Raw genomic sequence first — 23,555 nt, 5'->3', positions numbered from 1 at the left:
CGCCCAGCATCGCGCGCGGTTCCCGGGATCGCCCGGGGACCGGCTGCCGCCTTTCGCGCCGCTTCGCGGCGCGCGCGTACGCGCCAGCGGCCAACCGCGCAACCGAGTTACGGAGCGTGACGCGGTATAACGCGCTTCGACACATTCGATCGCCCTCAGCCGTGCGGAGTTGACACCATCAACTCACCCACCCGCACCCACAGCGAAAGGCACCACGGATGTCACGAACCACCCGAACGCTCGCCGCGGCAACAGCCGCGATCGCGACCGCAGCCCTGCTGGCCGCGTGCGCCACAACAGCGGCGCCGGAGGCAGGCGGCAGCGCCGACTCCGCAACGCCCGTTGCCGGCGGCACCCTCACCTACCTTGAGCACCAGGCCTTCACGAACCTTTACCCGCCGCAGGCCGGTTTCTACCCCAACGGCGGCGTCGTCAACAACATCGCGGCGCGCCTGACCTACCAGAACCCCGAGACGCTCGAGATCGAGCCGTGGATCGCCGACTCGTGGGAGGTGAACGCCGACGCCACCGAGTACACCTTCACCCTCCGTGACGGCGTGACCTTCTCCGACGGCACCCCCGTCGACGCCGCCGCCGTTGCGAAGAACTTCGACGTCTACGGCCTCGGCAACAAGGAACTCGCCCTCACCATCTCCGAGGCGATCAACAACTACGCCAGCAGCGAGGTCGTCGACGCGTCCACCGTGACCTTCCGCTTCTCCGCCCCGGCGCCCGGCTTCCTGCAGGCGACGTCGACGATCAACTCCGGCCTGCTCTCGCCGGCCACGCTCGACCTGCCGCTGGAGAAGTTCGGCGCCGGCAACGCGGCGGCGATCATCGGCGCAGGCCCGTTCGTGATCAGCGACGAGAAGCTCGGCACCGAGCTCACCTTCACAGCGCGTGATGACTACGACTGGGCGCCGCCGTCGCTCGAGCACCAGGGCCGGGCCTACCTCGACGACATCCACCTGATCGTCACGCCGGAGGACAGCGTGCGCATCGGATCGCTCACCTCCGGTCAGGCCGACTACATCCGCTACGTGCAGGCCTTCGACGAGGCAGCGGTCGAGTCCGCCGGCTTCGAGCTGTACGCGCCGCAGACCCGCGGCGTGAACAACTCGCTCAGCCTGCGCTTCACCAACCCGCTGCTCAGCGACATCAAGGTGCGTCAGGCCCTCGTCGCCGGTGTCAACGCCCAGGAGGTCGTCGACACGCTCTTCACCGCGAACTACCCGGTCGCCACCTCCTCGCTGAGCTCCACCGCGCTCGGCTACAAGGACGAGTCGGAGCACCTCGCGTACGACCCGAAGAAGTCGGCAAAGCTGCTCGACGAGGCCGGCTGGACCGAGGGTGCAGACGGCATCCGCGAGAAGGACGGCACGCGCCTCTCCCTCGACGTGTACGAGGCCAAGCCGCAGCCGCTCTCCAAGCAGACGCTCGAGCTGGTCAGCCAGCAGCTGAAGACGATCGGCGTCGAGCTCAACGTCAAGGCCGCCGACGCCGGCAGCTACGCCGAGGACATCAAGGATCCGCTGAAGACGCCGCTCTACCACTCGATGGTCGGCCGCGCCGATCTCGACGTGATCAAGAGCCAGTTCCACACCAAGAACCGCAATGTGCTGCTCTCCAACGACACCAAGCTCGATGCGCTGCTCGAGGCCGTCGCCAGCGAGCCGGACCCCGCCAAGCGCCTCGAGGCCGACGCGGCCGTGCAGGACTACCTGGCCGAGCAGGCCTACGTGATCCCGCTGTTCGAGGAGCCGCAGGTCTACGGCGCTGCCGACTACGTCGAGGGCGTCGAGTTCGAGTCCGTCGGGCGTCCGAGCTTCTACGACGTCTGGCTGAACAAGTAACACCGATCCACCCCCTGGTTCCGGATGCCGCGCGCTGCGGCATCCGGAACCACCCCAGCTCCCACCACCAGGAAGGCACCCCATGAAGCACGTGCTCGCCCGCATCGGCCAGGCCGCCGTGGTGCTGTTCGTGGCCTTCGCCGCCACCTTCGTGCTGCTGCAGGCCCTGCCAGGCGACGCCTTGATGATCAAGTTCGAGAACCCGGAGCTCGGGCTCTCGGCCGAGCAGATCGCCGCCCTGCGCGAGAGCTACGGCGTCGACGTCCCGCTGCCGCAACAGTTCTGGCACACGCTCAGCGGCTTCCTCGCCGGCGACTTCGGCTACTCGATCCAGAACGGCACACCCGTCACACAGATGCTGGCCGAGGCCGCGCCGCAGACGATCACGCTCGCCGTCACGGCGTTCCTGCTGGCGGTCATCATCGCCGTCAGCCTCGCCTTCCTCTCCTCGCTCACCCGCTTCGCCTGGCTGCGGGGTTTCCTCCGCGGCCTGCCAGGCGTGTTCGTCTCCGTTCCGGTGTTCTGGCTCGGCATCGTGCTGATCCAGGTGTTCTCCTTCCAGCTCAAGCTGGTGCCGGTGATCGGTGCCGACCCCGTGCAGGGGCTAATCCTGCCCGTGCTCACGCTCGCCGTGCCGATCAGCGCCCCGCTTGCCCAGATCCTCGTGCGCTCGATCGACGAAGTCGAGCTGGCCCCCTTCGTCAGCGTCGTGCGCGCCAAGGGCGCGAGCCGCCGCCGCGTGCTCTGGAGCAACGTCGCCAAAAACGCGATCCTGCCCACTGTGACGATCGCGGGCGTGCTGCTCGGCGAGCTCATCGGCGGCGCGGTCGTGACCGAGACGGTGTTCGGCCGCACCGGCATCGGGCGCCTCACCGAGCAGGCCGTCTCGGCGCAGGACACCCCCGTGCTGCAGGCGATCGTCGTGCTCTCGGCGCTGGCGTTCGTGCTCACCAACCTCGCCGTCGACCTGCTCTACCCCGTGCTCGACCCGCGGCTGCGCCGGCTCTCGCGGGGCAGCGCGGCCTCGGCCCCGGCATCCGCCCCCGTACTGGAAGGTGCAGCAGCATGAGCAAGCCCACCACCCCGTTGGTCGAGCCCACCCCTTCGTTGATTGAGCCTGTCGAAATCTCTGACGGGGTTTCGACAAGCTCAACCGGCGGGGATGCGACCGGACCCGAGAAACCCGCTGGTCGAGTAGCTCGACGCGAAGCGTCGAGAAAGCCGGCAGCCCCGAATCCGGAAGCTCCGACAACCGCGACCGATGCTGGCAGGCCGAGTCGCCTCCGCACCATCAGTCCCAGCCTCGTCGCGGCCTGGCTCGTGCTCGGCCTCGTGCTCGCCTGGGCGATCGTCCCCTGGCTGTTCACCGGCCACGACCCGCTCGTCGGTGTGCCGGCAGACAAGCTGCAGGCGCCGAGCCTCGCGCACCTCTTCGGTACAGACCAGCTCGGCCGCGACCTGCTGTCCCGCGTGATCTACGGCGCGATCCAGTCGCTCTCCGGCGCGCTCGTGGCCGTCGGCGTCGGGCTCGTGCTCGGCACGGCGATCGGCGTCATCGCCGGCTCCACCGGCGGGGTGCTCGACGCCATCCTGATGCGCATCGTCGACGTGCTGCTCTCGATCCCCGGTCTGCTGCTCGCGCTCAGCATCATCATCCTGCTCGGCTTCGGTACCATCAACGCCGCCATCGCCGTCGGAATCGGCAGCGTCGCGGCGTTCGCCAGGCTCTCCCGCAGCGAGGTCGTCCGGGTGCGGCGCAGCGACTACGTCGAGGCCGCGTTCGGCAGCGGCGGGCGCTACGTCGCCGTGCTCTGGCGGCACGTGCTGCCCAACTCGCTCGGCGCCGTCGTGTCGCTCGCCGCGCTGCAGTTCGGCGTCGCCATCCTCGCCATCTCGACGCTCGGCTTCCTCGGCTACGGCGCACCGCCGCCCACGCCGGAGTGGGGGCTGCTCGTCGCCGACGGCCGCAACTACATCGCGACCTCGTGGTGGCTCACGACCTTCCCCGGCCTCGTCGTCGTTGTCGTCGTGCTCGCCGCGAACCGCGTCAGCCACTCGCTCCGTGGGGAGAACAAGAAATGACCACGCAGGATGCCGCATCGCCCGTTTCGGGCGAGACGCTCGGGGCTTCGGTCGCTGGCGCTCCCTCAGCCGACGTGGAGAGCGGAGCCCTCGCGGAAACCCACGCTGGCTCGAGCGACCGGAGCGCGGCGGAGGCCGCGAAGCCAAGTGCCCCGCACAGCTCAGCCGACGCGGAGTTGCCCGTCCTCGCGGTCGAGGGGCTCAACGTCTCGTACCGCACCGCCGCCGGGCTCAGCCGGGTGGTGCACGATGTCAGCTTCACCGTGCGCCCAGGGGAGGTCGTCGCCCTCGTCGGCGAATCGGGATCAGGGAAGACGACGACGGCCCAGGCCGTCATCGGTCTCCTCGCCGAGAATGCGCACCGCGACAGCGGCAGCATCCTGCTGAACGGCGTCGACATCGCCGGCTGGAGCGACAAGCGCCTCGAGACGGTCCGCGGCGCCCGCATCGGCCTGATCCCGCAGGACCCGTCCAGCTCGCTCAACCCCGTTCGCACCATCGGTGCCCAGATCGCCGAGGTGCTCCAGATCCACAAGCGCGGCGACAAGGCGGCGCGGCAGGCCCGCGTCATCGAGCTGCTGACCCGCGTCGGCCTGCCCGACCCGGAGCGCCGGGCCAAGCAGTACCCGCACGAGCTCTCCGGCGGCATGCGGCAGCGCGTGCTCATCGCCATCGCCATTGCGCTGCGGCCCGAGCTCATCATCGCCGACGAGGCGACGAGCGCCCTCGACGTCACCGTACAGAAGACGATCCTCGACCTGCTCGACGAGCTCCGCGTCGAGTTCGGCACCGCGATCCTCTTCGTCACGCACGACCTCGGCGTGGCCGCCGAGCGCGCGGAGCGCATCGTCGTGCTGCAACACGGCCGCATCCAGGAGCAGGGGGAGACCCGCGCCGTCATCGCGAGCCCGGAGAGCGCCTACACGAAGCGGCTCTTCGCCGACGCCCCCTCCTTCCACGTGACACCGAGCCGGGCACTGCGTCAGCCGGTCGCGCCGTTGTTCCTCCGGGACGCCGCCGCGGCCGCCGCCGAGAACCCCTACGCCGTCGAGGTCGAGGACCTCGTGACCGAATTCGGGCGCGGCGCCAACGCGTTCCGCGCCGTCGACGGCGTCTCGTTCCAGCTGCGCCGCGGAACCACGCACGCGATCGTGGGGGAGTCCGGGTCGGGCAAGACCACGACCGCCCGCGCCGTCGTCGGGCTCGCCGAGCCGACATCCGGATGCATCATCATCGACGGCCAGCACGTCGCGAAGCTCCGCGGCGAGCAGCGCAGGCAGCTGCGCCGGCGCATCCAACTCGTCTACCAGAACCCCTTCGGTTCACTGGACCCGCGGCAGAGCATCGAGCAGATCGTCGCCGAACCGCTGCGCAACTTCGGCCTCGCCGACGGCGCGCCGGCCAACCGCCGCAGCCGCGGCATCCGTGCTGCCGAGCTGATCGACCTCGTCGCGTTGCCGCAGAACGTGCTCGGGCGGCGGGCCCGCGAGCTGAGCGGCGGCCAGCGGCAGCGGGTCGCGATCGCCAGGGCGCTCGCGGTCAACCCGGAGATCCTCGTGCTCGATGAGGCCGTCTCCGCCCTCGACGTCACCGTGCAGGCCCAGATTCTGCGCCTGCTCGAGAGCCTGCAGGACGAGCTCGGACTCAGCTACCTCTTCATCTCGCACGACCTCGCCGTGGTGCGACAGATCTCGGACACGGTCACGGTGATGAGCCGCGGCCGGGCCGTGGAGACCGGCAGCGCCACCCAGATCTTCGGCAACCCACAACACGAATACACGCAGCAGCTGCTCGCAGCGGTGCCATCAGTCAAGGAGTTCTCAGCATGAGCGAAACCGCCAACACACCGGCCCCGCGTGGCCTCGGATTCTTCACCCGCCTACTCGACGAGGCCGCTCCCGGTGAGCGGTTCCGGCTCGCCGCCGAGCAGATCCGCACCGCGGAGCGCTTCGGCTTCGACTCGGCGTGGGTCGCCCAACACCACTTCAGCGCCAGCGAGGGCGGGCTCCCCGCCCCGTTCGTGTTCCTCGCCCACGTGGCCGCGCAGACCTCGGCGATCCGCCTCGGCACCGGCATCGTGACGCTGCCATTGGAGGACCCGGTGCGGGTCGCCGAAGACGCATCCGTGCTCGACCTGCTCGCCGGTGGGCGGCTCGAACTCGGCGTCGGCTCCGGCGGAACCGCCTCCTCCTTCGCCGCCTTCGGCAAGCGCAGCGAGGACCGCGGCACGATCTTCGCCGACCACCTCGCCGTGCTGCGCGACGCCTTCGCCGGCCTGCCGCTCGGTGCCGGGCGGGCGTCGACCGTCGGCTCGTCGACGAACTCGGCGGATGCCGCTGCCCTCGCCTCCGCCTTCGCCGCCGCCCGCGAGAACCGGCTCTACCCGGCAGCGCCGCAGCTCGGCGGCAAGCTCTGGCAGGCGACATTCTCGGTGGCCGGCGGAAGCCGGGCCGCCGCGGCCGGAGACGGCCTGATGCTCTCCCGCACCCAGCCACGCCCGCCCGGATCGCCGCGCGCGAGCCTCGACGACATCCAGCGCCCCATCGTCGACGCCTACTACGAGGCGCTGCCGGCCGGGGCGACGCCGCGGATCATGGCCTCCCGCACGCTCTTCGTCGCCGACGACCGCGCGGAGGCGCTGCGCATCGCCGAGCCGAACCTGCGCCGGGCCGCCGCCGGTTTCCGCGCGGGTGGCCAGCACATCGAGGGAGACTCGCTCCAGGAGCTGATCGCCGGCCTCGACACGCACATCGGCACGGTCGATGACGTGATCGAGTCGCTCGCGGCCGACCGCAGCCTCGACCGAGTCAGCGACGTCGTCTTCCAGGTGCACTCCGTCGATCCGCCGCACGAGCTGGTGCTGCGCTCGATCGAGCTCATCGCCACGCAGGTCGCGCCAGCGCTCGGCATCGGTCGCGCCAACGCATCCCACTCGTCCGAACACGACTCGTCCGGACCCCACACCGACTCAGTCCGCACCGAATCCCTCGCCAGAACAGGAGCACACGCATGACCACCATCGCCCCGCCCGACGTGATCGATGAGCTGCTCGGGGTCACCCCGGGATCGGCCATCGACGAGCTGCGCGCCCGCCGCCCCGTCACCCGCGCCAACGCGCAGGCCAGCTACGACGCGCTGTTCACCCCGGAGCACCCCGGAACTGTGAGTGCCGTTGAGCGCTTCGCGGTCGCCGCCTTCGTCACCGGGCTGCACGCCTCCGCCGCCACACAGCAGTACTACGCGGAACAGCTGGCCAACGCGGCCACCGCCCCGGTCGCCGCGGAGTCGGCCCGCGCGCTGCCGCAGGCCGTCGCCGCCGAACTGGGCGCCGCCCGCACCAGCGGGCCGTACGGTGCCTACCCGGCCGGACCGCTCAGCGTCGAAGACCGCGACGGCCTCCGCTACCGCGTCGCCCCGGAACGCCGCGACGTGCTCGGCGCGCGCCTGGCCTCAGCCCTCGAACACGCGCACCTGCTCGTGTTCCGCCCGCGCGAGGCCAGCCCGGCCGCGCTGCAGGCGCTGCTCGACGCCGGGTGGAGCACGAGCGACATCGTCACCCTCTCGCAACTCGTCGCCTTCCTCACCTTTCAGATTCGCGTTGTAGCCGGATTGGAGCTCCTCTCATGACCACGCCAGCACAGCCGGCATCCTCGGCATCCGAGACCATCGTCGGCGACCCCACCGACACGGCCGAACACGTCATCGAACACCCGGAGCTCGACCGCCCCGTCGTCTTCACCCAGGCCGAACTCGGCTGGGTGCCGTGGCTCGAGCCGCTGCCGGAATCCGAGTTCGAGGAGCGGCACTGGGCGGGCCTCGTCGACGCCTCGCGCGCCAAGTCGCCCTACTTCGCGCTGCTGGCCCGCGACCCGGAGATCCTCGGCGCCCGCACCCGCACAGACAAGGACATCTTCTACAACGCCAAGGAGGGCCTGCCGCGGGCGGAACGCGAGCTCGCCGCCACCGCGACCAGCAGGCACAACGGCTGCATCTTCTGCGCCAGCGTGCACTCCCGCTTCGCGAGCCACCACTCCAAGCGCTCCGACGACGTGCAGCGCCTGCTCGACGAGGGCACGGATGCCGCCCTCGACCCGCGCTGGCGGGCCATCGTCGACGCCTCCGTCGCACTCGCGAGCACACCCGTCGCGCTGACCGCCGGTCACGTCGCCGAGTTGCGCGCGCAGGGCCTCGACGAGCTCGAGATCGCCGACGTCATCCACGGCGCCGCATTCTTCAGCTGGGCCAACCGCCTGATGCTGAGCCTCGGCGAGCCGGAGGCCCCACAGGGCTGATCTGCTCGTGTCGGCGACAGCGTCAGCGCCGGCGGAGGAAACACGCACGGGCGGAGGCCGGTTCTGGGGGAACCGGCCTCCGCCCGCGCCTCGTGCCTCCCGCTGCGGGGCCGGGCGCGCGAACGCACCGAGCCGCGGCTCAGTGTGCTCCCGCAGGGGGAGCGGGGTCGCGCCCCGATCCGGCGCGGCGACGAGACGAGGAGTGTGAGGGGTAGCCCATCTTCTACCCCTGGAGCACCCCCATGTACGACTTCATCGAGATGCTGTCCGATGCACTGCGCCAGCGCACCGAGCGCCTGGAACGTGGCGTCGCCCGCCGCCGCGCGAACAGCACTCACACCGGCATCCTGCGCTCGAACAGCGCGACCGACCCCGCATGGGGCACCACCGATGTCGGCCCGGCGACCGAACCGCTCACGGTGATCCCGCAGCCGGTGCCGGCCGGCAACCACATCGCCGCGCACCGCACCGGGCTGGGCCGACTCGCCTACTGACGCCGCCCGCCGGCCGATGGTTGCACCCTCGCGGCGTGCGCGCCGACGGCGCTCGTCGCGCTGCCCCGCGCGACCCGCACGGTAGTCTGAGGGCTAGCCACCGAGTGCCCCTCACGCGCCGCGTGCCAGGGTCGGACTCGCTCTGGCTGAGTGTCAAGAGGGGCCCTGTAGATGTCCGAAAGCCCGCGCGATCGAGAGCAACACCACCCGTTGGCCGACCCGGACAAGCCGGCCGCATTCACCCGCAGCGACGATCCGCGCGCACAGGCCCCCGAGCGCGAACGCCACGGCTTCCTGAGCGCGGAGCCCGAGCCGGTTCTCCGCCGTCAGACGGGTCAGACTGCGCCTCTAACACCGGGCGCAGCGCCCCGCTTCGCGCGCCACGACCTCGTGCTGCGCAAGGGCGAGTACACGCTCAGCTCCGGCCACTTCACCCCGCACGAGTCCATGGTCGACGACCTGCTCGCCGTGCGCGGAGCACTCATCGACGCCGGCATCGACTTCCTGCTCGTGCGCGGCGACAACGACCGCCCCGTCATCGCCGTCGACCGCCGCCAGCGCAAGGAACTCAGCCGCGCGCTCGCCGCGGCCTTCGCCGACGAACCGTTCTACTCGGCCACGATCGACCGGCCCGGCCAGCCCTCCGTGCTCCTCGCCGACGGCGCGCTCTCCGCGGCCCGCAAGGCCGCGGTGTTCCGCCTCTACCGGCCGCGGGTCGAGCCGATCGGCCGCCTCCGCTACGGTCCGGAGACCGCGTTCCAGCTCGAACTCTGGCGTTTCGGCGACGACGAGATCGTCGCCCCGCAGGAGAACGCCCTGATGCGGGCCCGGATGCCGAGGCACGAGGCCGTCGAAGACACCGTCGAGCTCTACGGCCGCCGCTGGCGCACCCTCGAGAACATGTTCGCCGAACTGGCCAGCGACGTGAGCTTCGACATCGACATGGTCTTCTCCTGGGTCGACGGCAGCGACGTCGCCTTCCAGAAGGCCCGCGCCGCCCGCATGGCCGGCTACGTCGTCGGGGCCGGCGACGACTCCGACGCCCGTTTCCGGCAGATCGACGAGCTCAAGTACGCGCTGCGCAGCGTCTACCTCTTCGCCCCGTGGGTGCGCCGCATCTTCATCGCCACCGACTCCCCGGTTCCGGCCTGGCTCGGCGAGCACCCGCGGGTCACCGTCGTGCGCAGCGAGGAGTTCTTCCAGAACCCGGACGCCCTGCCCACCCACAACTCGCACGCCGTCGAGTCCCAGCTGCACCACATCCCCGGCATCGCCAAGCACTTCCTCTACTCCAACGACGACATGTTCTTCGGCCGCCCGCTCAGCCCCGAGCTGTTCTTCTCGCCAGGCGGTGTGACGAAGTTCGTCGAGGCGGGAACACGCATCGGCCTCGGCGAGAGCAACCCGAGCCGCAGCGGCCACGACAACGCCGCCCGCGTGAACCGCCGGTTGCTCAAGCAGCGCTTCGGCAAGGTGACCACGCGCCACCTCGAACACTGTGCCGCGCCGCTCCGCCGAGACGTGCTCGACACCATGGAGCGGGAGTTCGCAGAGGACTTCGCCCGCACCGCGGCCAGCCAGTTCCGCTCGGCAACCGACATCTCGGTGACGAACTCCTTTTACCACTATTACGCGCTGATGGCCGGGCATGCCGTCATCCAGAACCAGGCCAGGGTCAAGTACATCGAGACGACGCTGCGCTCGGCGCTGCCGGCGATGGACCGGCTCGTCAAGCGCCGCGACCAGGACATGTTCTGCCTGAACGACGGCAGCAACCCCGAGATCTCCAACGAGACGCGCACGGCCGCGGTCACCGAGTTCCTGGAGAAGTACTTCCCATTCCCTGCACCGTGGGAGCGGGCGGAGGAGCCGGAGCCCGAGAGCACTGCACCGGCCGGCGGCGTCGACTCTCGCGGCATCGACGCGGAGGCCGCCGAGGCGATCAGCGACGCGGTGACGGCGGCCGCGGCATCCGCCCGCCAGCAGTAAGACGTGCCGGGCGCGTCAGGCCATGACGGGGATCGGTGTGGTCGGCGGCCCGTGCACGCTCGATGGCGCGATGCGGATGCCGTCGGCCGCCAGCCGGCGCGCGGTCTCGGCCGCGTCGATGTAGTCCAGCGGCGCGTAGCTGCCGAGCGGAACGACCGAGTGCAGCACCGTGTCGGGGTAGACGTGCACGAGGTTGAAGCCCTGGGCGCCGTCGCGGCCGCGGGTGCCGCCGACCGGCACGTTGAGGTCCTGGGTGTAGCAGGTGGCCGACGCCACGGACACGGGGATGCCGGCGAAGGTCGCGGTCGACGAGTAGTGCAGGTGCCCGGCGATGATGCTGCGCACATCGCTGCCCCGGAGCACAGCGGCCAGCGGACCCTGATCGCGCAGCTCGACGGCCACGGCGAGGTCGAGCACGCTCGGGATCGGCGGGTGGTGCATCGCCAGGATGGTGCCGTCCGGGGCCGGGGTGGCCAGCTCGCGGGTCAGCCAGTCCAGCTGCGCGGTCGTGACCGCCCCGAAGTGGTGGCCGGGCACGGTCGAATCGAGGGTGATCAGGCGGAGGCCGTTGAGGTCGTAGACGGCGTCGACCGGCATCGTCGACGGCTGCTCGCCGAGCAGCCCGCTGCGGAACGCGCCGCGATCGTCGTGGTTGCCCATCACCCAGATGACGCGCGCCCCGAGCCTGGCCGCGGCCGGCTCGACGATCTCGCGCAGCCGGCGGTAGGCATCCGGTTCGCCCTTGTCGGCCAGATCACCGGTGAAGACGATCGCCTCCGGGTGCCCGCCGGAGGCCTCGACCTCCTGGAACAGGCGTTGCAGCAGTGCTGTGCTGTCGACCCGGTCGTAGAGCTTGCCGTCGGCGGCGAGCAGGTGGGTGTCGCTCAGGTGGAGCAGGAAATGATGTGGCCGTGGGTACTCGGCCATGCGTGTGTTCACACGGATCCTCTGTTCATCAGGGCGTGCTCTGCGTTGCGCGCCCTCACGGTGCACACATTCCAGCAGACGAATCCGGATGTCGGCTGCGAACGGCCCGGCGCGCCGCAACTGTTCACGCCGGCGACGGCCGGCGTTCACCGGCGTCCGCGCACCTCGCGTTCGCGCCTCGCGTGATTCGCACCTTTTGTAATTCGCGCCTCTTGTAATTCGCGCAGAAGCTGCGACCATCAGTGCATGGCTGTTCTGATCAAACGCGCCTACGACGACGCGTCACCCGACGATGGGTACCGTGTGCTCGTCGATCGGCTCTGGCCACGCGGTGTGAGTCGGGAGCACGCCGACATCCACCTCTGGTTGAAGGCCGTCGCGCCGAGCCCGGAGCTCCGCACCTGGTGGAACCACGATCCGGCCAGGCTCGACCAGTTCGCCGCCCGCTACCGGGCCGAGCTCGAGACGGTCCCGGAGGCCTCCGACGGCGTCGCGCAGCTGCGCGCCATCGCGGCGGCGCACGACCCGCTGACGCTCGTCTACGGAGCCCGCGACCCCGAAGTGAATCACGCCGCGGTCCTTCGCGACTACCTCAACGGTTGAGTCGCCCGCCGGTTGAGCCTGTCGAAACCCCGTCGTCTGCTGATTTCGACAAGCTCAATCAACGGGACTCTTCGCCGGTTGAATCGCCCCCGTTGGTTGAGCCTGTCGAAACCGCGAGGCCGAGGATGCAGTTGAATTGACGTATGCCCGACGTGAAGCCCGTTGAACTGAATCCCGCCGCGATCGCCCTCCTGCGCGCCGACCTTGACGAGGCGCGCTTCTCCGAGGCGAGCCTCGACGGGCTCTGGGGTCCGGATGCCGCTGCCGCCCTCCGCCGCAACGAGCGTGTTCCTGCGCTCCGCGCCCTCGCCGCGCTGCGTGCCCGCCTCGGAGCCCCGACGGCCGTCGCCACCCTCGCCGAACTGTTCGTGCTGGGCATGCCCGTCGGCCGCACCGATCTGCAGGCGGCACTGCCGCGCCTCGGTGTCGACGGCGCGAGTGCGCTCGGGCTCGTCGGGCCCGCCGCCGCTTTCGCTCAGCATGCAGCGGGGGAGCAGCAGACATCCGAAACCCCGGGCGACGCAACAGGGAGCGACGCAGAGCACGGCGAGACGCTGCGGGCCCTGCTCGAGCTGCGCCCATACAGCTTCAACGACAGCCGCGGCGGCGGAGCGTGGTGGATCCTCTCCGACCTCGGCGAGCTCGCCCTCGGCGGACCGCTCGGCGAGAACCACGTGCTCGGCGTCGGCGGGGCGTCGCGCACGCTCTCCGGCCTCATGCTGCAGAACGAAGTCGACAGCGTGCTCGACCTCGGCACGGGCTGCGGCATCCAGGCGATGCACGCGGCCAGGCACGCGCGCCGCGTCGTCGCGACCGACATCTCGCGCCGCGCCCTGGAACTTGCCGCCTTCAACGCCGAACTCAATGAGATCGACGGGGTCGAGTTCCGCTTCGGCAGCCTGTTCGAACCCGTCGCGGGGGAGCGCTTCGACCACATCATCAGCAACCCGCCGTTCGTCATCACGCCGCGGGTCGAGGGCGTTCCCGCCTACGAATACCGCGACGGCGGCATGGTCGGCGATGCCCTCGTCGAGCAGGTGGTGCGGGATGCCGCGGCGCACCTGACCCCGGGCGGCGTGCTGCAGATGCTCGGCAACTGGGAGTACACCGAGTCCGTTCCGGACGCCTTCGACCGTCTGCGCTCGTGGCTGGAACCCGTCGGGGCCGGCTCGGCGCTCGACTACTGGATCGTCGAGCGGGAGGCGCAGTCGGCGACGCAGTATGCCGAGACGTGGATCCGCGATGGCGGCACGCGCCCGGGAACGCCGGACTTCGACCGGCTCTTCGGCGCCTGGCTCGACGACTTCGCCGAGCGCGGGGTGACGCAGATCGGCTTCGGCTACGTGCTGCTGCGCGCCCCGGCCTCGCTGGCGTCGACGGGTTCGCTGGTCGAGCCGCTCCCGGCGGTCGAGCCGCACTCGCTGGTCGAGCCGCATTCGCCGGTCGAGCCGCATTCGCTGGTTGAGCCTGTCGAAACCCTGTCGGCGGCTGATTTCGACAAGCTCAATCAACGGGAAGCCCCGCGCCTGGAGCGGCTCGAGCGCCTGCACGCTCCGCTCGGCGACAACGAGTGGGGTCTCGGCGTGCACCTCGGCAACTGCCTGGCCGCCCGCGACTGGCACGCGGAACAGTCCGACGCCGAACTCGCCGCGCAATGCCTCAGCGTGGCCGGCGACGTCACGGAGGAGCGCCACTACTGGCCGGGCCACGACGACCCGACCGAACTGCTGCTGCGCCAGGGTGGCGGCTTCGCCCGCACGATCTCCCCTGGAACGGCCCTCGCCGCACTGGTCGGTGCCTCCGACGGCGAGCTCAGCGTCGGCGCGATCGCCGCGGCACTGGCGCAACTGCTCGAGGTGGACGGGGCCGCCCTCGGTGCCGAACTGGTCGACGGCGCCCGCCGACTGCTCGAGGACGGCATCCTGCTGCCGCCCGACACCGGCTCCGACACCGGCCCCGACACCGGCGCCTGAGCCGCAGCGCCGCGCAGCCCGCGCGGTGGAAACCACACAACCGCTGCCAGCGGTTCGGCCGCGAACGCGTCTTTTCTGCCGCGGCGGCGAGCTGGCCGGCTCGGTCGCGGCACTGAGCGAATGCTCGGCCACGGCCACTAGTCTCAACTCAACGACATCTCACACCTCGAAAGCGACCCATGCACGACAGCCCCCTTTCCGCCTCCCCGTACGAGGTGTTGGGCGTCGCCGCCGGCGTCAGCGATGAGGAGCTGCGCAAGGCATACCGGCGGATGCTCCGCGTCACCCACCCCGATACCGGCGGTGACCCGGCGCGTTTCGACGCCGTGCAGCGCGCCTGGGTGCTCGTGGGCACGAGCACGGCTCGTGCGGCGTACGACCGCGGCGGGTCCGCGCGCAACGGCGCGGCATCCGCGAGCCATGTGTGGACGGCGCAGCCGAGCGCTCCCCGCCGTGACTCCCGTCCGACGGCCCGCTCGCACGGGCACCCCGGCGGTTGGAGCCGCGAACGCTACCTCGTGCTCATGCGCGAGTGGGTCGGCCGCGGCCGCACGCTGAGCGACCCCTACGACCCCGCGCTCGTGCGCTCGGCCCCGCGCGACATCCGGCACCTGCTCGCCAACGCCCTCGCCGAGGAGGCGACGGCGCGCCAGGTCGCGACGCTCGGCATCGGCTTCTCGGTGTGGCACGACGTCGCCACGACCGCGGCCGGGCCGGGGCTCCCTCCGAAGCTCGACCACATCGTGCTCGGGCCGACCGGCCTGTTCGCCCTGCAGAGCGAGGACTGGGGCGGCGAGGTGCGCATCAAGCGCGGCGATCTGATCGGTGAGGCACTCGCCGGGGAGCGCCCGATGAACGATCTCGCCGCGCGCGCCAAGTCGATCGCGCGGGCGGCGAAGGTGAAGTTCACCGGGCTCATGATCGTCGTTCCGGATGCCGCTGCCCCCAGTTCACTGGAGCTGCTCGGCAAGTCGCGCGGCGCCGTCACCGCGCTCGTCGGCCAGTCGCGGCTGCCCGGTGTGCTGCGCGACGGACTGCCGGGCGCCGCCCGCATCGGCGGCACGGAACTGTTCGAGGTGCGCACCCGGCTGCAGGCGGCCGTCAAGTTCCTCTAGCCTCGACGCCCGGGCCGCAGCGACCGAGAGCACGGGCGCCGGTTGCAAGGACACGGGTTGCACGGACGCCGATTGCAAGACGCCGATTGCAAGGACACCGGTTGTAAGGACACAGTGCGGTTGCAAGGACTCCGTGCGCCAACGCGTCCTTGCAATCTCGCTTTCTCCTTGCCGGCGCTCCTCGGTCTCGATGCGGCCGTGGCCGGCCTACGCGGCCAGCGGGATCCCGGTGAGGGCGACCCTGTGGGGGCACTACGGCGACGCCACGCGTCGGTAGTTCAGGCAGTTCACGCAGAGAGCCGCGCGCACGGGTGTGGTCGGCTCCGTGGCGAGCATCATGCCTGAACTACCAACCTCGACGCCGGGTGCACGGCGCGGTCCGGCGCCGGGCGCGGCTCTGGCAAGCGCGATCCACTCCGCTGGTCGAGGAGCGAGGACCGAGCGTATCGAGACCGAGACGACGCGACGCTGGCGCGAGGTGCGTCGCGACGCCGGCGCGCGACCGTACCTAGCGAGTGGTCGTCCAGTCGAGGTTGACGATCTGGCCGATGTAGATCTCGGTGCCGAGCGACGGGATCGACGGGTTCATCTTCAGCAGCTGTTGCTGTGGCAGATCGAAGCGCTGCGCGATGTCGAAGAAGGCGTCGCCGCTGACCACCGTGTACGTCAGCAGCGCGCCGTCGCCCGCGGTCGTGACCGGTCCCATTGCGCCGCTCACGAGGCCCAGGTCGTTGGCGGGGCCCGGCTCAACGGGCGCTGCCGGCGCGTTCGGTTCGATCTCCACGACGATGGGCGCCTCGGCAGCCGGCGGCTCGGCCGCAGGCGGCTCGGGCGTCGGGGTCGGGGTGGGCTCGGCGGTCGGCTCGACGGTGACGAACACGGTGGCGGGCGGGGCAGCCGGAGCGCCGCTGCATCCGGTGAAGGCCAGCGCGGACGCCAGTGCGACGCCCATTGCGACCGCGTGACGCGCGCCGAAACGGACGGCCGTCGTGCGGCTCAGTGCTGACTCGGTCACGCATTCCCCCTGCTCTGCCCGCCTTGCCCCGCGGGTACCGACCAGTGTCCGACGCTAGAGCATGCCGCCGAGCAGGTCAAGGTCCCGGATCGGGCCCGCGATGGTGACGGCGGCGTAGAGCAGCGCACCCGCGCAGAGCAGATTGATCACCCACATCCAGAGCGGCGCGGTGCCGACACCGGTCTCGCGCCGCACGTTCACGGTGCGCACGATCAGATAGGGCAGCGCGCCGAGCAGGGCCCAGGACGGCTGGGCGCGCCGGCGGTGACCGCGCCGGGCCAGCACGGTGTTGTCTCGCGTTGCGAGCACGAAGACCAGTGCGTACAGGGTCAGGGCGGCGAAGAGCCCGGCGGAGCTGCCGCCGTCGAGCGAGGTGCCGCGCACCAGGATGTCGGCGCCGGCAAGCAGCGGGAGCGAGAGGTACGGAGTGAACGCCAGCAGCCACACAGCCGTCGTCCCGGAGTGGCGGGGCACATCGCGCACGTCCCACTGCTCGACCCGCGGGGCCGCGCTGGGCATCGGCGCCAGGCGCTCCGTCTCGCGCTGCCAGTCGTAGCCGTCGGTGGTGCCGCTGCGTTCCGTCGCGGCCCCGCTCGTGCGCGGCGCCGTGGGGCCCGGCTCGGCCGAAGCGGGTGCCGTGACTCCTGTGACTCCTGTGACTCCTGTGGCTGTGGTGACTGCTGTGGTCACGGCGGTGGCTGCTGGCAGTGCGGGTACCGCCGATGCCGTGGGCCGCGGCGTGAGCTGCGCCGTCCATGCTGCGCCGTCCCACCAGCGAAGCTGATTGCTGCCTCGGGGGTCGGGGTACCACCCTCTCGGAGGCGTGGAGCGATGTGGCGCGACGGTCTGTACAGTGTGTGAGCTCATGGTGATTCCCTCGGGTGGGTCAAACCTACGAACGGACTAGGGATGGTTCGATTCAGCTACTGCGTGTTGACTGTCAGTGTGACGTGTTTGAGGGCCAGCGCGCCCACCCCAAGTCGGGGGCCACGCGGCGTGCGCTCCTGGGGCAGGAAACACGGTCGCCGGTCGCGGCACGATGAGGGCGGCATCCGTGGTTCACTGGCGTATGACCAAGATTCCCGCGCACCTCGAATACCTGCTCGACCAGCCGATCTTTGCCGCGCTCGGCACGATCCGCCCGGATGACACGGTGCAGGTGAACCCGATGTGGTTCGAGCGCATCGGCGATGAGATCCACTTCACGCACACGACGAAGCGCGGCAAGTTCCGCAACCTGCAGCACAACCCGTCGATGAGCCTCGCGATCATCGACCCGGCCGACCCGCTCGTCTACGTCGAGCTGCGCGGCACACTGCGCACCGTGATCGAGGACCCCACCGGCGCGTTCTACGTGCGGCTCGGCAAGCGCTACGGCAACGCGGAGCAGCAGGCGCCGGCCGACAGCGCCGACCGCGTCATCCTGGTGATGAGCATCGACAAGGCGCTCGGGCACTAGCGCGCGCACGCTCCGGGCCGGTGTCGGTGTCGGTGCCGGTGCTGGTTCCGGTGCCACGGTCGGGTGTCGGTGCCGGCGGGTAGCCTCGGAGAAGGCGGGGCCGAGCGGCGTCGCGAAGGAGGCTGCCGGTGTTTCTGCGTGACGACGTTGTGGTGACCAGCGCCTCCGATCTGAGCACCGCCTCGAAGTGCGAGTTCGCCTTCCTGCGCACCCTCGACGCGAAACTCGGGCGCATCGACGCCGTCGCCAGCTCCGCTGACGCGATGCTGGAGCGCGCCGGGCGGCTCGGCGACGCCCACGAGGCGGCCGTGCTCGAGCGCTACCGGCAGCAGTTCGCGGCCGACGGCCCGCTCGGCGTCGTCGAGATCGAGCGGCCGAGCCTCCGCGATGACGGCGCCCTGGATGCCGCGCTCGCCGCGACCAAGGACGCATTCGACGCCGGCGCAGCAGTCGTCTTCCAGGCCGCCTTCTTCGATGGCGCGTTCATCGGTTTCGCGGACTTCATCGTGCGCCAGAGCGACGGGCGTTACCTCGTGCAGGACACCAAGCTGGCCCGCTCGGCCAAGGTCACCGCGCTGCTGCAGCTCGCCGCCTACGTCGAACAGCTCGAGAACATCGGCGTGCCCGTGGCCGACACCGTGCAGCTGCTGCTCGGCGACGGCAGCGTCAGCGAGCACCGGGTGGCCGACATCCTGCCCGTGTACCGGCGGCGGCGGGCGCATCTGCTGCGGATCATCGCTGAACGCCTGAGCGACAGCGAGCCGGTGCGCTGGGGCGACCCGCGTTACACGCTCTGCGGGCACTGCGAGGCGTGCGAGACCGAGATCGCCGCGCACCGCGACGTGCTGCTTGTTGCCGGCATGCGGGTGCTGCAACGGCAGAAGCTGGCCGCGGCCGGCATCGACACGATCGATGAGCTGGCGGCATCCGATGGGCCGATCGACGGTATCGGGGATGCCGCGCTCGCCGGCATGCGCGCCCAGGCAGCCCTGCAGCTGCAGGCCATGGCGGATGCCGAGGCGGGCGTCGAACCCGACCCGCACCCGGTTCCGCCGTTCCGGGTCGTGAAGGCGGAGGCGCTCACGGCGCTGCCCGCGCCCGACGCCGGCGACATCTTCTTCGACTTCGAGGGCGACCCGCTGTACAGCGAGGCGGCTGGCGCCGGCGACGTGAACGGGGCGGACGCCCAGCGCTGGGGCCTCGACTACCTGTTCGGGCTGATCGAGCCCGACCGCACCTTCCGAGCTTTCTGGGCCCACGACCATGCCGAGGAGCGCGTGGCGCTGATCGACTTCCTCGCCTACGTCGCCGAGCGCCGGGCCGCGCACCCCGGCATGCACATCTACCACTACGCCGCCTACGAGCGCACCCACCTGCTCAGCCTCGCCGCCCGGCACGGCGTCGGCGAGGAGGCCGTCGACCAGCTGCTGCGCGACAACGTGCTCATCGACCTCTACCCGATCGTGCGCGGCGCACTCCGGGTCGGCAGCCGCAGCTACTCGATCAAGAAGCTCGAACCGCTCTACATGGGGGAGGAGCTGCGCGGCGGCGACGTCACGAACGCGGCCGACTCCATCACCGAGTACGCCGAGGCGCGCGCCCTGATCGAGAGCGGCCAGACGGATGCCGGCGAGCACAAGCTCGCCGAGATCGCCGACTACAACGAGTACGACTGCCGCTCGACGCTCGCCCTGCGCGACTGGCTGCTCGAGCGCGCACGCGAGGCCGGTATCGTGCCCGGCGCCCTGCACGGCGACCGCGACGCCGTGATCGAGATCGCGCCGTCTCCGCTGCGCGACGCCCTGCTGGCGCGCGCCGGCGACCCGCTGAACCCGCACCGCACGGCCGACCAGACCGCGGCGGCATTCGCCGCCGCGGCGCTCGACTACCACCAGCGCGAGCAGAAGAGCTTCTGGTGGGATCACTTCGCGCGCCTCACCGCGCCCATCGAGGAGTGGGCAGACACCCGCGACGTGATGGTCGTCGAGAGCGCTAGCGTCGAGCGTGACTGGCACCGTGAGGGCCGGCAGCGCGTCGACCGGCGTTGGATCCGACTGCACGGCATCATCGCGCCCGGCAGCTCGATCAAGCCGGGCGAGCAGGCCGGACCGTTCCTCGTGTACGACTTCCCCGGGCCGTGGCTCGACGCCAAGGCGGATGCCGGCGCGCGCTCCGCCCGTGCCGTGCAGGTGCTCGACGTCGACGACGATGGCGGCGTGCTCGTGCTCGAGACGCTCCCGAAGGACACCGAGCCGTACGACACGATCCCCGTCGCGCTGACGCCGAGCTCTCCGCCGCCGGCCGGGGCGCAGAAGCAGGCCATCGCCGACTGGGCGCAGGAGATCGCGGATGCCGGCGACAGCTGGCCGCGCGACCCGCTCGTCGACGTGCTCCGCCGCGTTCCTCCCATCGGCCTCGCCGACCGCGCTCCGTCGCCGGATGTCGATACGGCCGAAGGCGGTCCACTCGATCACCGGGCCGCCGCCACCCGCAGCAACCCCGAGCTCGCCGATGTCGTCGCCGCGGTGCTGGCGCTCGACCGTTCCGCCCTCGCCGTGCAGGGCCCGCCAGGCACGGGCAAGACCTACCTCGGCGCGCACCTCATCACCGAACTCGTGCAGAAGCACGGCTACAAGATCGGCGTCGTCGCGCAGTCCCATGCCGTCGTCGAGAACCTGCTCGGCGGCGTCGTCGCGGCCGGCCTCGACCCGAGCCTCGTCGGCAAGGTGCCGAAGACCGGGCCGGATGCGGCGCCGCCCGCGTACACCGCGTTGCTGAAGGACGGCCAGCTGTTGTTCGCGCTCGAGCATGCGGCATCCGGCTTCGTTGTCGGCGGAACCGCGTGGGACTTCGCGAATCCGGCCAGGGTTCCGCGGCGCTCGCTCGACCTGCTCGTCGTCGACGAGGCCGGCCAGTTCTCGCTGGCCTCGACGATCGCGGCGAGCGTCGCCGCCGACACCGTGCTGCTGCTCGGTGACCCGCAGCAGCTGCCGCAGGTGAGCCAGGGCACGCACCCGGAGCCGGTCGATCAGTCCGCGCTCGGCTGGGTGAGCGCCGGGCACGACGTGCTGCCGGCCGAGTTCGGTTTCTTCCTCGCCGAGAGCCGCCGCATGCACCCCGCCGTCACGGCACCCGTCTCCGCGCTCAGCTACGAGGGCGCGCTGCACGCGCACCCGGTCGCCGCCGAGCGGCGGCTCGCGGGGATCACCCCGGGCCTGCACGCGGTGGCGGTGGCGCACAGCGGCAACGCGACCGAGTCAGCGGAGGAGGCGGCGGCGGTCGTGGAGATCGTGCGCGGGGCCCTCGGCCGGGCCTGGAGCGAGGCGGCATCCGGTGGGCAGATGTCGCGCCCGCTCGAGCAGCGCGACGTGATCGTGGTCACGCCGTACAACGCGCAACTCGCGCTCGTGCACGAGGCGCTCCTCGCCGCCGGGCTCGGTGAGGTGCGCGTCGGCACGGTCGACAAGTTCCAGGGGCAGGAGGCGGCGATCGCGATCGTGAGCCTCGCGGCGTCGTCGGCGGCCGATGTGCCGCGCGGCATGGGCTTCCTGATCATGAAGAACCGTCTCAATGTCGCCATCTCTCGGGCGAAGTGGGCGGCGTATCTGCTCTACTCACCTGAGCTGATCGAGTACCTGCCGGTGACGCCGGCCGGGCTCGCCGAGCTCAGCGCCTTCATCGGGCTGGTGGATGCCGCAGTCGAAACAAGCACGGTCGAAACAGGCGCGGTCGAGACAAGCACGGTCGAAACAGCAGTGGTCGAAGCCGCCGCGTTCTCCGGCCCGCCGATAGGCTGAAGTGACTATGACTGAAGCCATCGTTGTGACCGCCGTGTTCACCCCTGCAGAGGGCCAGTTCGACGCCGTGTACGCTGCGCTGCTGCCCGCGATTGCCGCCTCCCACGAGGAGGACGGCTGCGAGATCTACGCGCTGCACAAGGCACCGGACGGCACACTCGTGATGATCGAGAAGTGGGAGTCGCTGGAACACCACCAGGCACACGACGAGGCGGCGGCCGTGGCCACGCTCATCCAGGCCCTCGATGGCTTGCTCGCCGTGCCCGTCGAGGTGACCCGGCTCGTCCCGCTGCCGGCTGGCAACGAAATCCAGGGATCCCTCTAGAGCTCCTCGGCGCCGGCATCCGCCCCGGCGCACCCACCCAGCCCCACCACCCCCGCTCAGCACACGATCCACCCGGGAAGGAGAGAGCATGCGATTCTGGCGCAAGCGCAGGAAGATGGCGAAGTTCGACCCGAGCGCGTTGCCGGCACCCAAGCGGATTTCGCTGGACCGGGCCGTCGACGAGGGGCTGCTCCTCGCCGAGTACGCCACGCGGATGGAGACCAAGAATCAGGTGATCATCGGCGCCCTGCGCGGTGATCGTGATTTCGACGTCGAGCGCTATGCCGACGTCGTGCGGACCAACCTCGCCCGGCTCGCCGACGAGGCGCAGGATCAGGCGCTGCGGATCAGCGGGGAACGTCGGCACGCGCGCGACACCCCCGGCCTCGCGAAGGGTCACCACGACTACCGGCGAAGTGACGTCAGTAATCTGCAGCTGCGCGAACAGAGCTACTCCGGGCTGGCCGCCAAGCTCCTCGAGCTGAGCGCCGACGACGAGTATGTGAACGGCATCGTCGAGGCGGCCAGGGTGGCAGCCTGGGAGGAAGTCGGCGACGTCGTGGTGTCGACCCTGGCCGAGCAGCAGGAGCCCGTTGACCTCGGCGACAACTATGCGGAGGAGCGCCTGATCCGCATGCAGCTGCTGCAGATGGAGGACCTCGAAGAGCTCGCAACGCAGCGCCGACACAGCGCTCCCAAAGCGAGCGCGGCGGCCGACGGTGCAGCAGGGAGTGCCGCAGGGAGCACGGCCGGGAGCGCCGCAGAAAGTTCCGCGCCGCGAGTTCCCTGAGTCCGCGCCTCGGACGCTGGGGCGAGGTTTAGGCTGGTGGGGTTCGGCGATCGGCGATGGGTGTGTTGTGAAGATCATCAGTTACAACCTGCGCAAGCACAGCGCCAGTGGTGAACTCGTTGCGCTGTGCGAGCGTTACGCGGTCGATGTGCTCTGTCTGCAGGAGCTCGACACGCAGGACATGCCGTCGGCGATCGGCGATCTGAAGCTCGCGGACTCCACCACGCGCAACCGGCTCGGGCTGGCCGTCTACTACCGGCATGACCGGTTCGAGGCGCTGGAGACCCGCACCTTCTCGCTGAAGAAGTCGCTGCACGACCGGCTGCTCACGCCCGCGCACGAGCGCCTCATCGGCACGCGGCTCTACGACCGCGAGGGGCAGCGCGAGCTCATCGTCGCGTCCTTCCACGCGGCGCCGCTCACCGCGCTCAACTCGCTGCGCCGGCATCAGATCCACTCCGCGCTCGGCGAGCTCTGGCAGCTCGGGCCGGGCCTGCCGACGATCATGGTCGGGGACTACAACTACCCCGTGTTCAAGGAGAACCTGAGCAACAAGGTGCGGGAGTCCGGCTACGACCTCACCCTGAGCGACAAGCGCACCTATACGCGCTACAAGTTCTTCCGCGGGCACTTCGACCTCGCGACATCCGTCGGTCTCGACATCGAGAGCGTCGAGACGCTGCCACGCGGCACGTCCGACCACATGCCGATCCTCGTGACGGCCGCCTATGGCCCGGATGCCGCGGCCCTCCGCGCGACGGCCAGCGGCGCGGTCACCCCCGACTTCATCATCTGAGCCGGGCCGCCCGCACCCCGCTGGTTGAGCCTGTCGAAACCCCGC

20 protein-coding genes and 1 pseudogene are annotated in these 23,555 nt (G+C 70.7%); 17 read left to right on the top strand and 4 right to left on the bottom strand.

Translation table 11 applies throughout. The features are described from left to right. Positions 1–218 precede the first annotated feature (218 nt). The 9 genes from EV379_RS11930 to EV379_RS11890 all read left to right on the top strand — a co-directional run bounded on the left by EV379_RS11930 (position 219) and on the right by EV379_RS11890 (position 10,710). Positions 219–1,853 (top strand): TIGR04028 family ABC transporter substrate-binding protein, encoded by a 1,635-nt coding sequence (locus EV379_RS11930; RefSeq protein WP_130506324.1) that lies wholly within the window; start codon positions 219–221, stop codon positions 1,851–1,853. 82 nt (positions 1,854–1,935) lie between these two features. After that, positions 1,936–2,922 (top strand): ABC transporter permease, encoded by a 987-nt coding sequence (locus EV379_RS11925; RefSeq protein WP_130506323.1) that lies wholly within the window; start codon positions 1,936–1,938, stop codon positions 2,920–2,922. After that, on the top strand, positions 2,919–3,935 hold the full coding sequence (locus EV379_RS11920) for an ABC transporter permease (protein ID WP_130506322.1): 1,017 nt from the start codon (positions 2,919–2,921) through the stop codon (positions 3,933–3,935). Before EV379_RS11925 ends, EV379_RS11920 begins: the two co-directional genes overlap by 4 nt. Next, the gene (locus tag EV379_RS11915) at positions 3,932–5,764 is read left to right on the top strand and encodes a dipeptide ABC transporter ATP-binding protein (RefSeq protein ID WP_130506321.1); all 1,833 of its coding nucleotides are present in this window, start codon (positions 3,932–3,934) and stop codon (positions 5,762–5,764) included. Before EV379_RS11920 ends, EV379_RS11915 begins: the two co-directional genes overlap by 4 nt. After that, positions 5,761–6,948 carry an LLM class flavin-dependent oxidoreductase gene (locus tag EV379_RS11910; RefSeq protein ID WP_130506320.1) on the top strand — a complete coding sequence of 396 codons (1,188 nt, stop codon included), beginning with the start codon at positions 5,761–5,763 and terminating at the stop codon, positions 6,946–6,948. Before EV379_RS11915 ends, EV379_RS11910 begins: the two co-directional genes overlap by 4 nt. Further along, a complete protein-coding gene (locus EV379_RS11905; RefSeq protein WP_130506319.1) occupies positions 6,945–7,562 on the top strand; it encodes a CMD domain protein in 618 nt (205 codons plus the stop codon). Before EV379_RS11910 ends, EV379_RS11905 begins: the two co-directional genes overlap by 4 nt. Then, positions 7,559–8,227 (top strand): alkylhydroperoxidase domain protein, encoded by a 669-nt coding sequence (locus EV379_RS11900; protein ID WP_130506318.1) that lies wholly within the window; start codon positions 7,559–7,561, stop codon positions 8,225–8,227. Before EV379_RS11905 ends, EV379_RS11900 begins: the two co-directional genes overlap by 4 nt. 242 nt (positions 8,228–8,469) lie before the next feature. Further along, on the top strand, positions 8,470–8,721 hold the full coding sequence (locus EV379_RS11895; RefSeq protein ID WP_130506317.1) for a hypothetical protein: 252 nt from the start codon (positions 8,470–8,472) through the stop codon (positions 8,719–8,721). A 171-nt stretch (positions 8,722–8,892) separates the two neighbouring features. After that, positions 8,893–10,710 (top strand): stealth family protein, encoded by a 1,818-nt coding sequence (locus tag EV379_RS11890; RefSeq protein WP_130506316.1) that lies wholly within the window; start codon positions 8,893–8,895, stop codon positions 10,708–10,710. A gap of 15 nt (positions 10,711–10,725) precedes the next feature. Here EV379_RS11890 and EV379_RS11885 read toward each other — a convergent pair whose 3' ends face one another. Beyond that, a complete protein-coding gene (locus EV379_RS11885; RefSeq protein WP_278044033.1) occupies positions 10,726–11,649 on the bottom strand; it encodes a phosphodiesterase in 924 nt (307 codons plus the stop codon). A 234-nt stretch (positions 11,650–11,883) separates the two neighbouring features. Between EV379_RS11885 and EV379_RS11880 the strand changes: the two genes are divergently transcribed. The 3 genes from EV379_RS11880 to EV379_RS11870 all read left to right on the top strand — a co-directional run bounded on the left by EV379_RS11880 (position 11,884) and on the right by EV379_RS11870 (position 15,328). After that, positions 11,884–12,240, top strand: a complete 357-nt coding sequence (locus EV379_RS11880) for a DUF488 domain-containing protein (protein WP_130506315.1) — start codon at positions 11,884–11,886, stop codon at positions 12,238–12,240. Between the two features lie 143 nt (positions 12,241–12,383). Beyond that, on the top strand, positions 12,384–14,213 hold the full coding sequence (locus tag EV379_RS11875; protein WP_242616352.1) for a DUF7059 domain-containing protein: 1,830 nt from the start codon (positions 12,384–12,386) through the stop codon (positions 14,211–14,213). A gap of 179 nt (positions 14,214–14,392) precedes the next feature. Then, complete coding sequence (locus EV379_RS11870; protein ID WP_130506314.1) at positions 14,393–15,328, top strand: J domain-containing protein; 936 nt, start codon at positions 14,393–14,395, stop codon at positions 15,326–15,328. Positions 15,329–15,836: 508 nt separating this feature from the next. Here the strand turns inward: EV379_RS11870 and EV379_RS11865 are convergent. The 3 genes and pseudogenes from EV379_RS11865 to EV379_RS17620 form a co-directional block, all read right to left on the bottom strand. Then, positions 15,837–16,343, bottom strand: a complete 507-nt coding sequence (locus EV379_RS11865) for a LysM peptidoglycan-binding domain-containing protein (RefSeq protein WP_130506313.1) — start codon at positions 16,341–16,343, stop codon at positions 15,837–15,839. A gap of 54 nt (positions 16,344–16,397) precedes the next feature. Further along, positions 16,398–17,033 (bottom strand): hypothetical protein, encoded by a 636-nt coding sequence (locus EV379_RS11860; protein ID WP_242616351.1) that lies wholly within the window; start codon positions 17,031–17,033, stop codon positions 16,398–16,400. A gap of 39 nt (positions 17,034–17,072) precedes the next feature. After that, positions 17,073–17,210: pseudogene (locus EV379_RS17620) on the bottom strand (DUF2510 domain-containing protein); the annotation flags it as partial. 202 nt (positions 17,211–17,412) lie between these two features. On the opposite strand from EV379_RS17620, the gene EV379_RS11855 reads away from it, so the two are divergent. From EV379_RS11855 to EV379_RS11835, 5 genes are all read left to right on the top strand, one after another. Continuing rightward, the gene (locus EV379_RS11855) at positions 17,413–17,802 is read left to right on the top strand and encodes a PPOX class F420-dependent oxidoreductase (RefSeq protein ID WP_130506311.1); all 390 of its coding nucleotides are present in this window, start codon (positions 17,413–17,415) and stop codon (positions 17,800–17,802) included. Between the two features lie 128 nt (positions 17,803–17,930). Next, positions 17,931–21,599, top strand: coding sequence for a TM0106 family RecB-like putative nuclease (locus EV379_RS11850; protein ID WP_130506310.1), 3,669 nt, complete (start codon positions 17,931–17,933; stop codon positions 21,597–21,599). A 7-nt stretch (positions 21,600–21,606) separates the two neighbouring features. Beyond that, positions 21,607–21,924, top strand: coding sequence for a putative quinol monooxygenase (locus tag EV379_RS11845; RefSeq protein WP_130506309.1), 318 nt, complete (start codon positions 21,607–21,609; stop codon positions 21,922–21,924). 88 nt (positions 21,925–22,012) lie between these two features. After that, on the top strand, positions 22,013–22,714 hold the full coding sequence (locus EV379_RS11840) for a hypothetical protein (protein WP_130506308.1): 702 nt from the start codon (positions 22,013–22,015) through the stop codon (positions 22,712–22,714). A 67-nt stretch (positions 22,715–22,781) separates the two neighbouring features. Further along, a complete protein-coding gene (locus tag EV379_RS11835; RefSeq protein ID WP_130506307.1) occupies positions 22,782–23,510 on the top strand; it encodes an endonuclease/exonuclease/phosphatase family protein in 729 nt (242 codons plus the stop codon). The last annotated feature ends 45 nt before the right edge of the window (positions 23,511–23,555 follow it).

This window comes from Microterricola gilva (genome assembly GCF_004217495.1).
Lineage (GTDB): Bacteria > Actinomycetota > Actinomycetes > Actinomycetales > Microbacteriaceae > Microterricola > Microterricola gilva.
This window is presented reverse-complemented; position numbering and strand designations above follow the sequence as displayed.

What these genes read in the sequence shown, in the direction of transcription:
- EV379_RS11930 (WP_130506324.1), top strand. Translation starts at nt 219, where the DNA reads ATGTCACGAACCACCCGAACGCTCGCCGCGGCAACAGCCGCGATCGCG.
- EV379_RS11925 (WP_130506323.1), top strand. Translation starts at nt 1,936, where the DNA reads ATGAAGCACGTGCTCGCCCGCATCGGCCAGGCCGCCGTGGTGCTGTTC.
- EV379_RS11920 (WP_130506322.1), top strand. Translation starts at nt 2,919, where the DNA reads ATGAGCAAGCCCACCACCCCGTTGGTCGAGCCCACCCCTTCGTTGATT.
- EV379_RS11915 (WP_130506321.1), top strand. Translation starts at nt 3,932, where the DNA reads ATGACCACGCAGGATGCCGCATCGCCCGTTTCGGGCGAGACGCTCGGG.
- EV379_RS11910 (WP_130506320.1), top strand. Translation starts at nt 5,761, where the DNA reads ATGAGCGAAACCGCCAACACACCGGCCCCGCGTGGCCTCGGATTCTTC.
- EV379_RS11905 (WP_130506319.1), top strand. Translation starts at nt 6,945, where the DNA reads ATGACCACCATCGCCCCGCCCGACGTGATCGATGAGCTGCTCGGGGTC.
- EV379_RS11900 (WP_130506318.1), top strand. Translation starts at nt 7,559, where the DNA reads ATGACCACGCCAGCACAGCCGGCATCCTCGGCATCCGAGACCATCGTC.
- EV379_RS11895 (WP_130506317.1), top strand. Translation starts at nt 8,470, where the DNA reads ATGTACGACTTCATCGAGATGCTGTCCGATGCACTGCGCCAGCGCACC.
- EV379_RS11890 (WP_130506316.1), top strand. Translation starts at nt 8,893, where the DNA reads ATGTCCGAAAGCCCGCGCGATCGAGAGCAACACCACCCGTTGGCCGAC.
- EV379_RS11880 (WP_130506315.1), top strand. Translation starts at nt 11,884, where the DNA reads ATGGCTGTTCTGATCAAACGCGCCTACGACGACGCGTCACCCGACGAT.
- EV379_RS11875 (WP_242616352.1), top strand. Translation starts at nt 12,384, where the DNA reads ATGCCCGACGTGAAGCCCGTTGAACTGAATCCCGCCGCGATCGCCCTC.
- EV379_RS11870 (WP_130506314.1), top strand. Translation starts at nt 14,393, where the DNA reads ATGCACGACAGCCCCCTTTCCGCCTCCCCGTACGAGGTGTTGGGCGTC.
- EV379_RS11855 (WP_130506311.1), top strand. Translation starts at nt 17,413, where the DNA reads ATGACCAAGATTCCCGCGCACCTCGAATACCTGCTCGACCAGCCGATC.
- EV379_RS11845 (WP_130506309.1), top strand. Translation starts at nt 21,607, where the DNA reads ATGACTGAAGCCATCGTTGTGACCGCCGTGTTCACCCCTGCAGAGGGC.
- EV379_RS11840 (WP_130506308.1), top strand. Translation starts at nt 22,013, where the DNA reads ATGCGATTCTGGCGCAAGCGCAGGAAGATGGCGAAGTTCGACCCGAGC.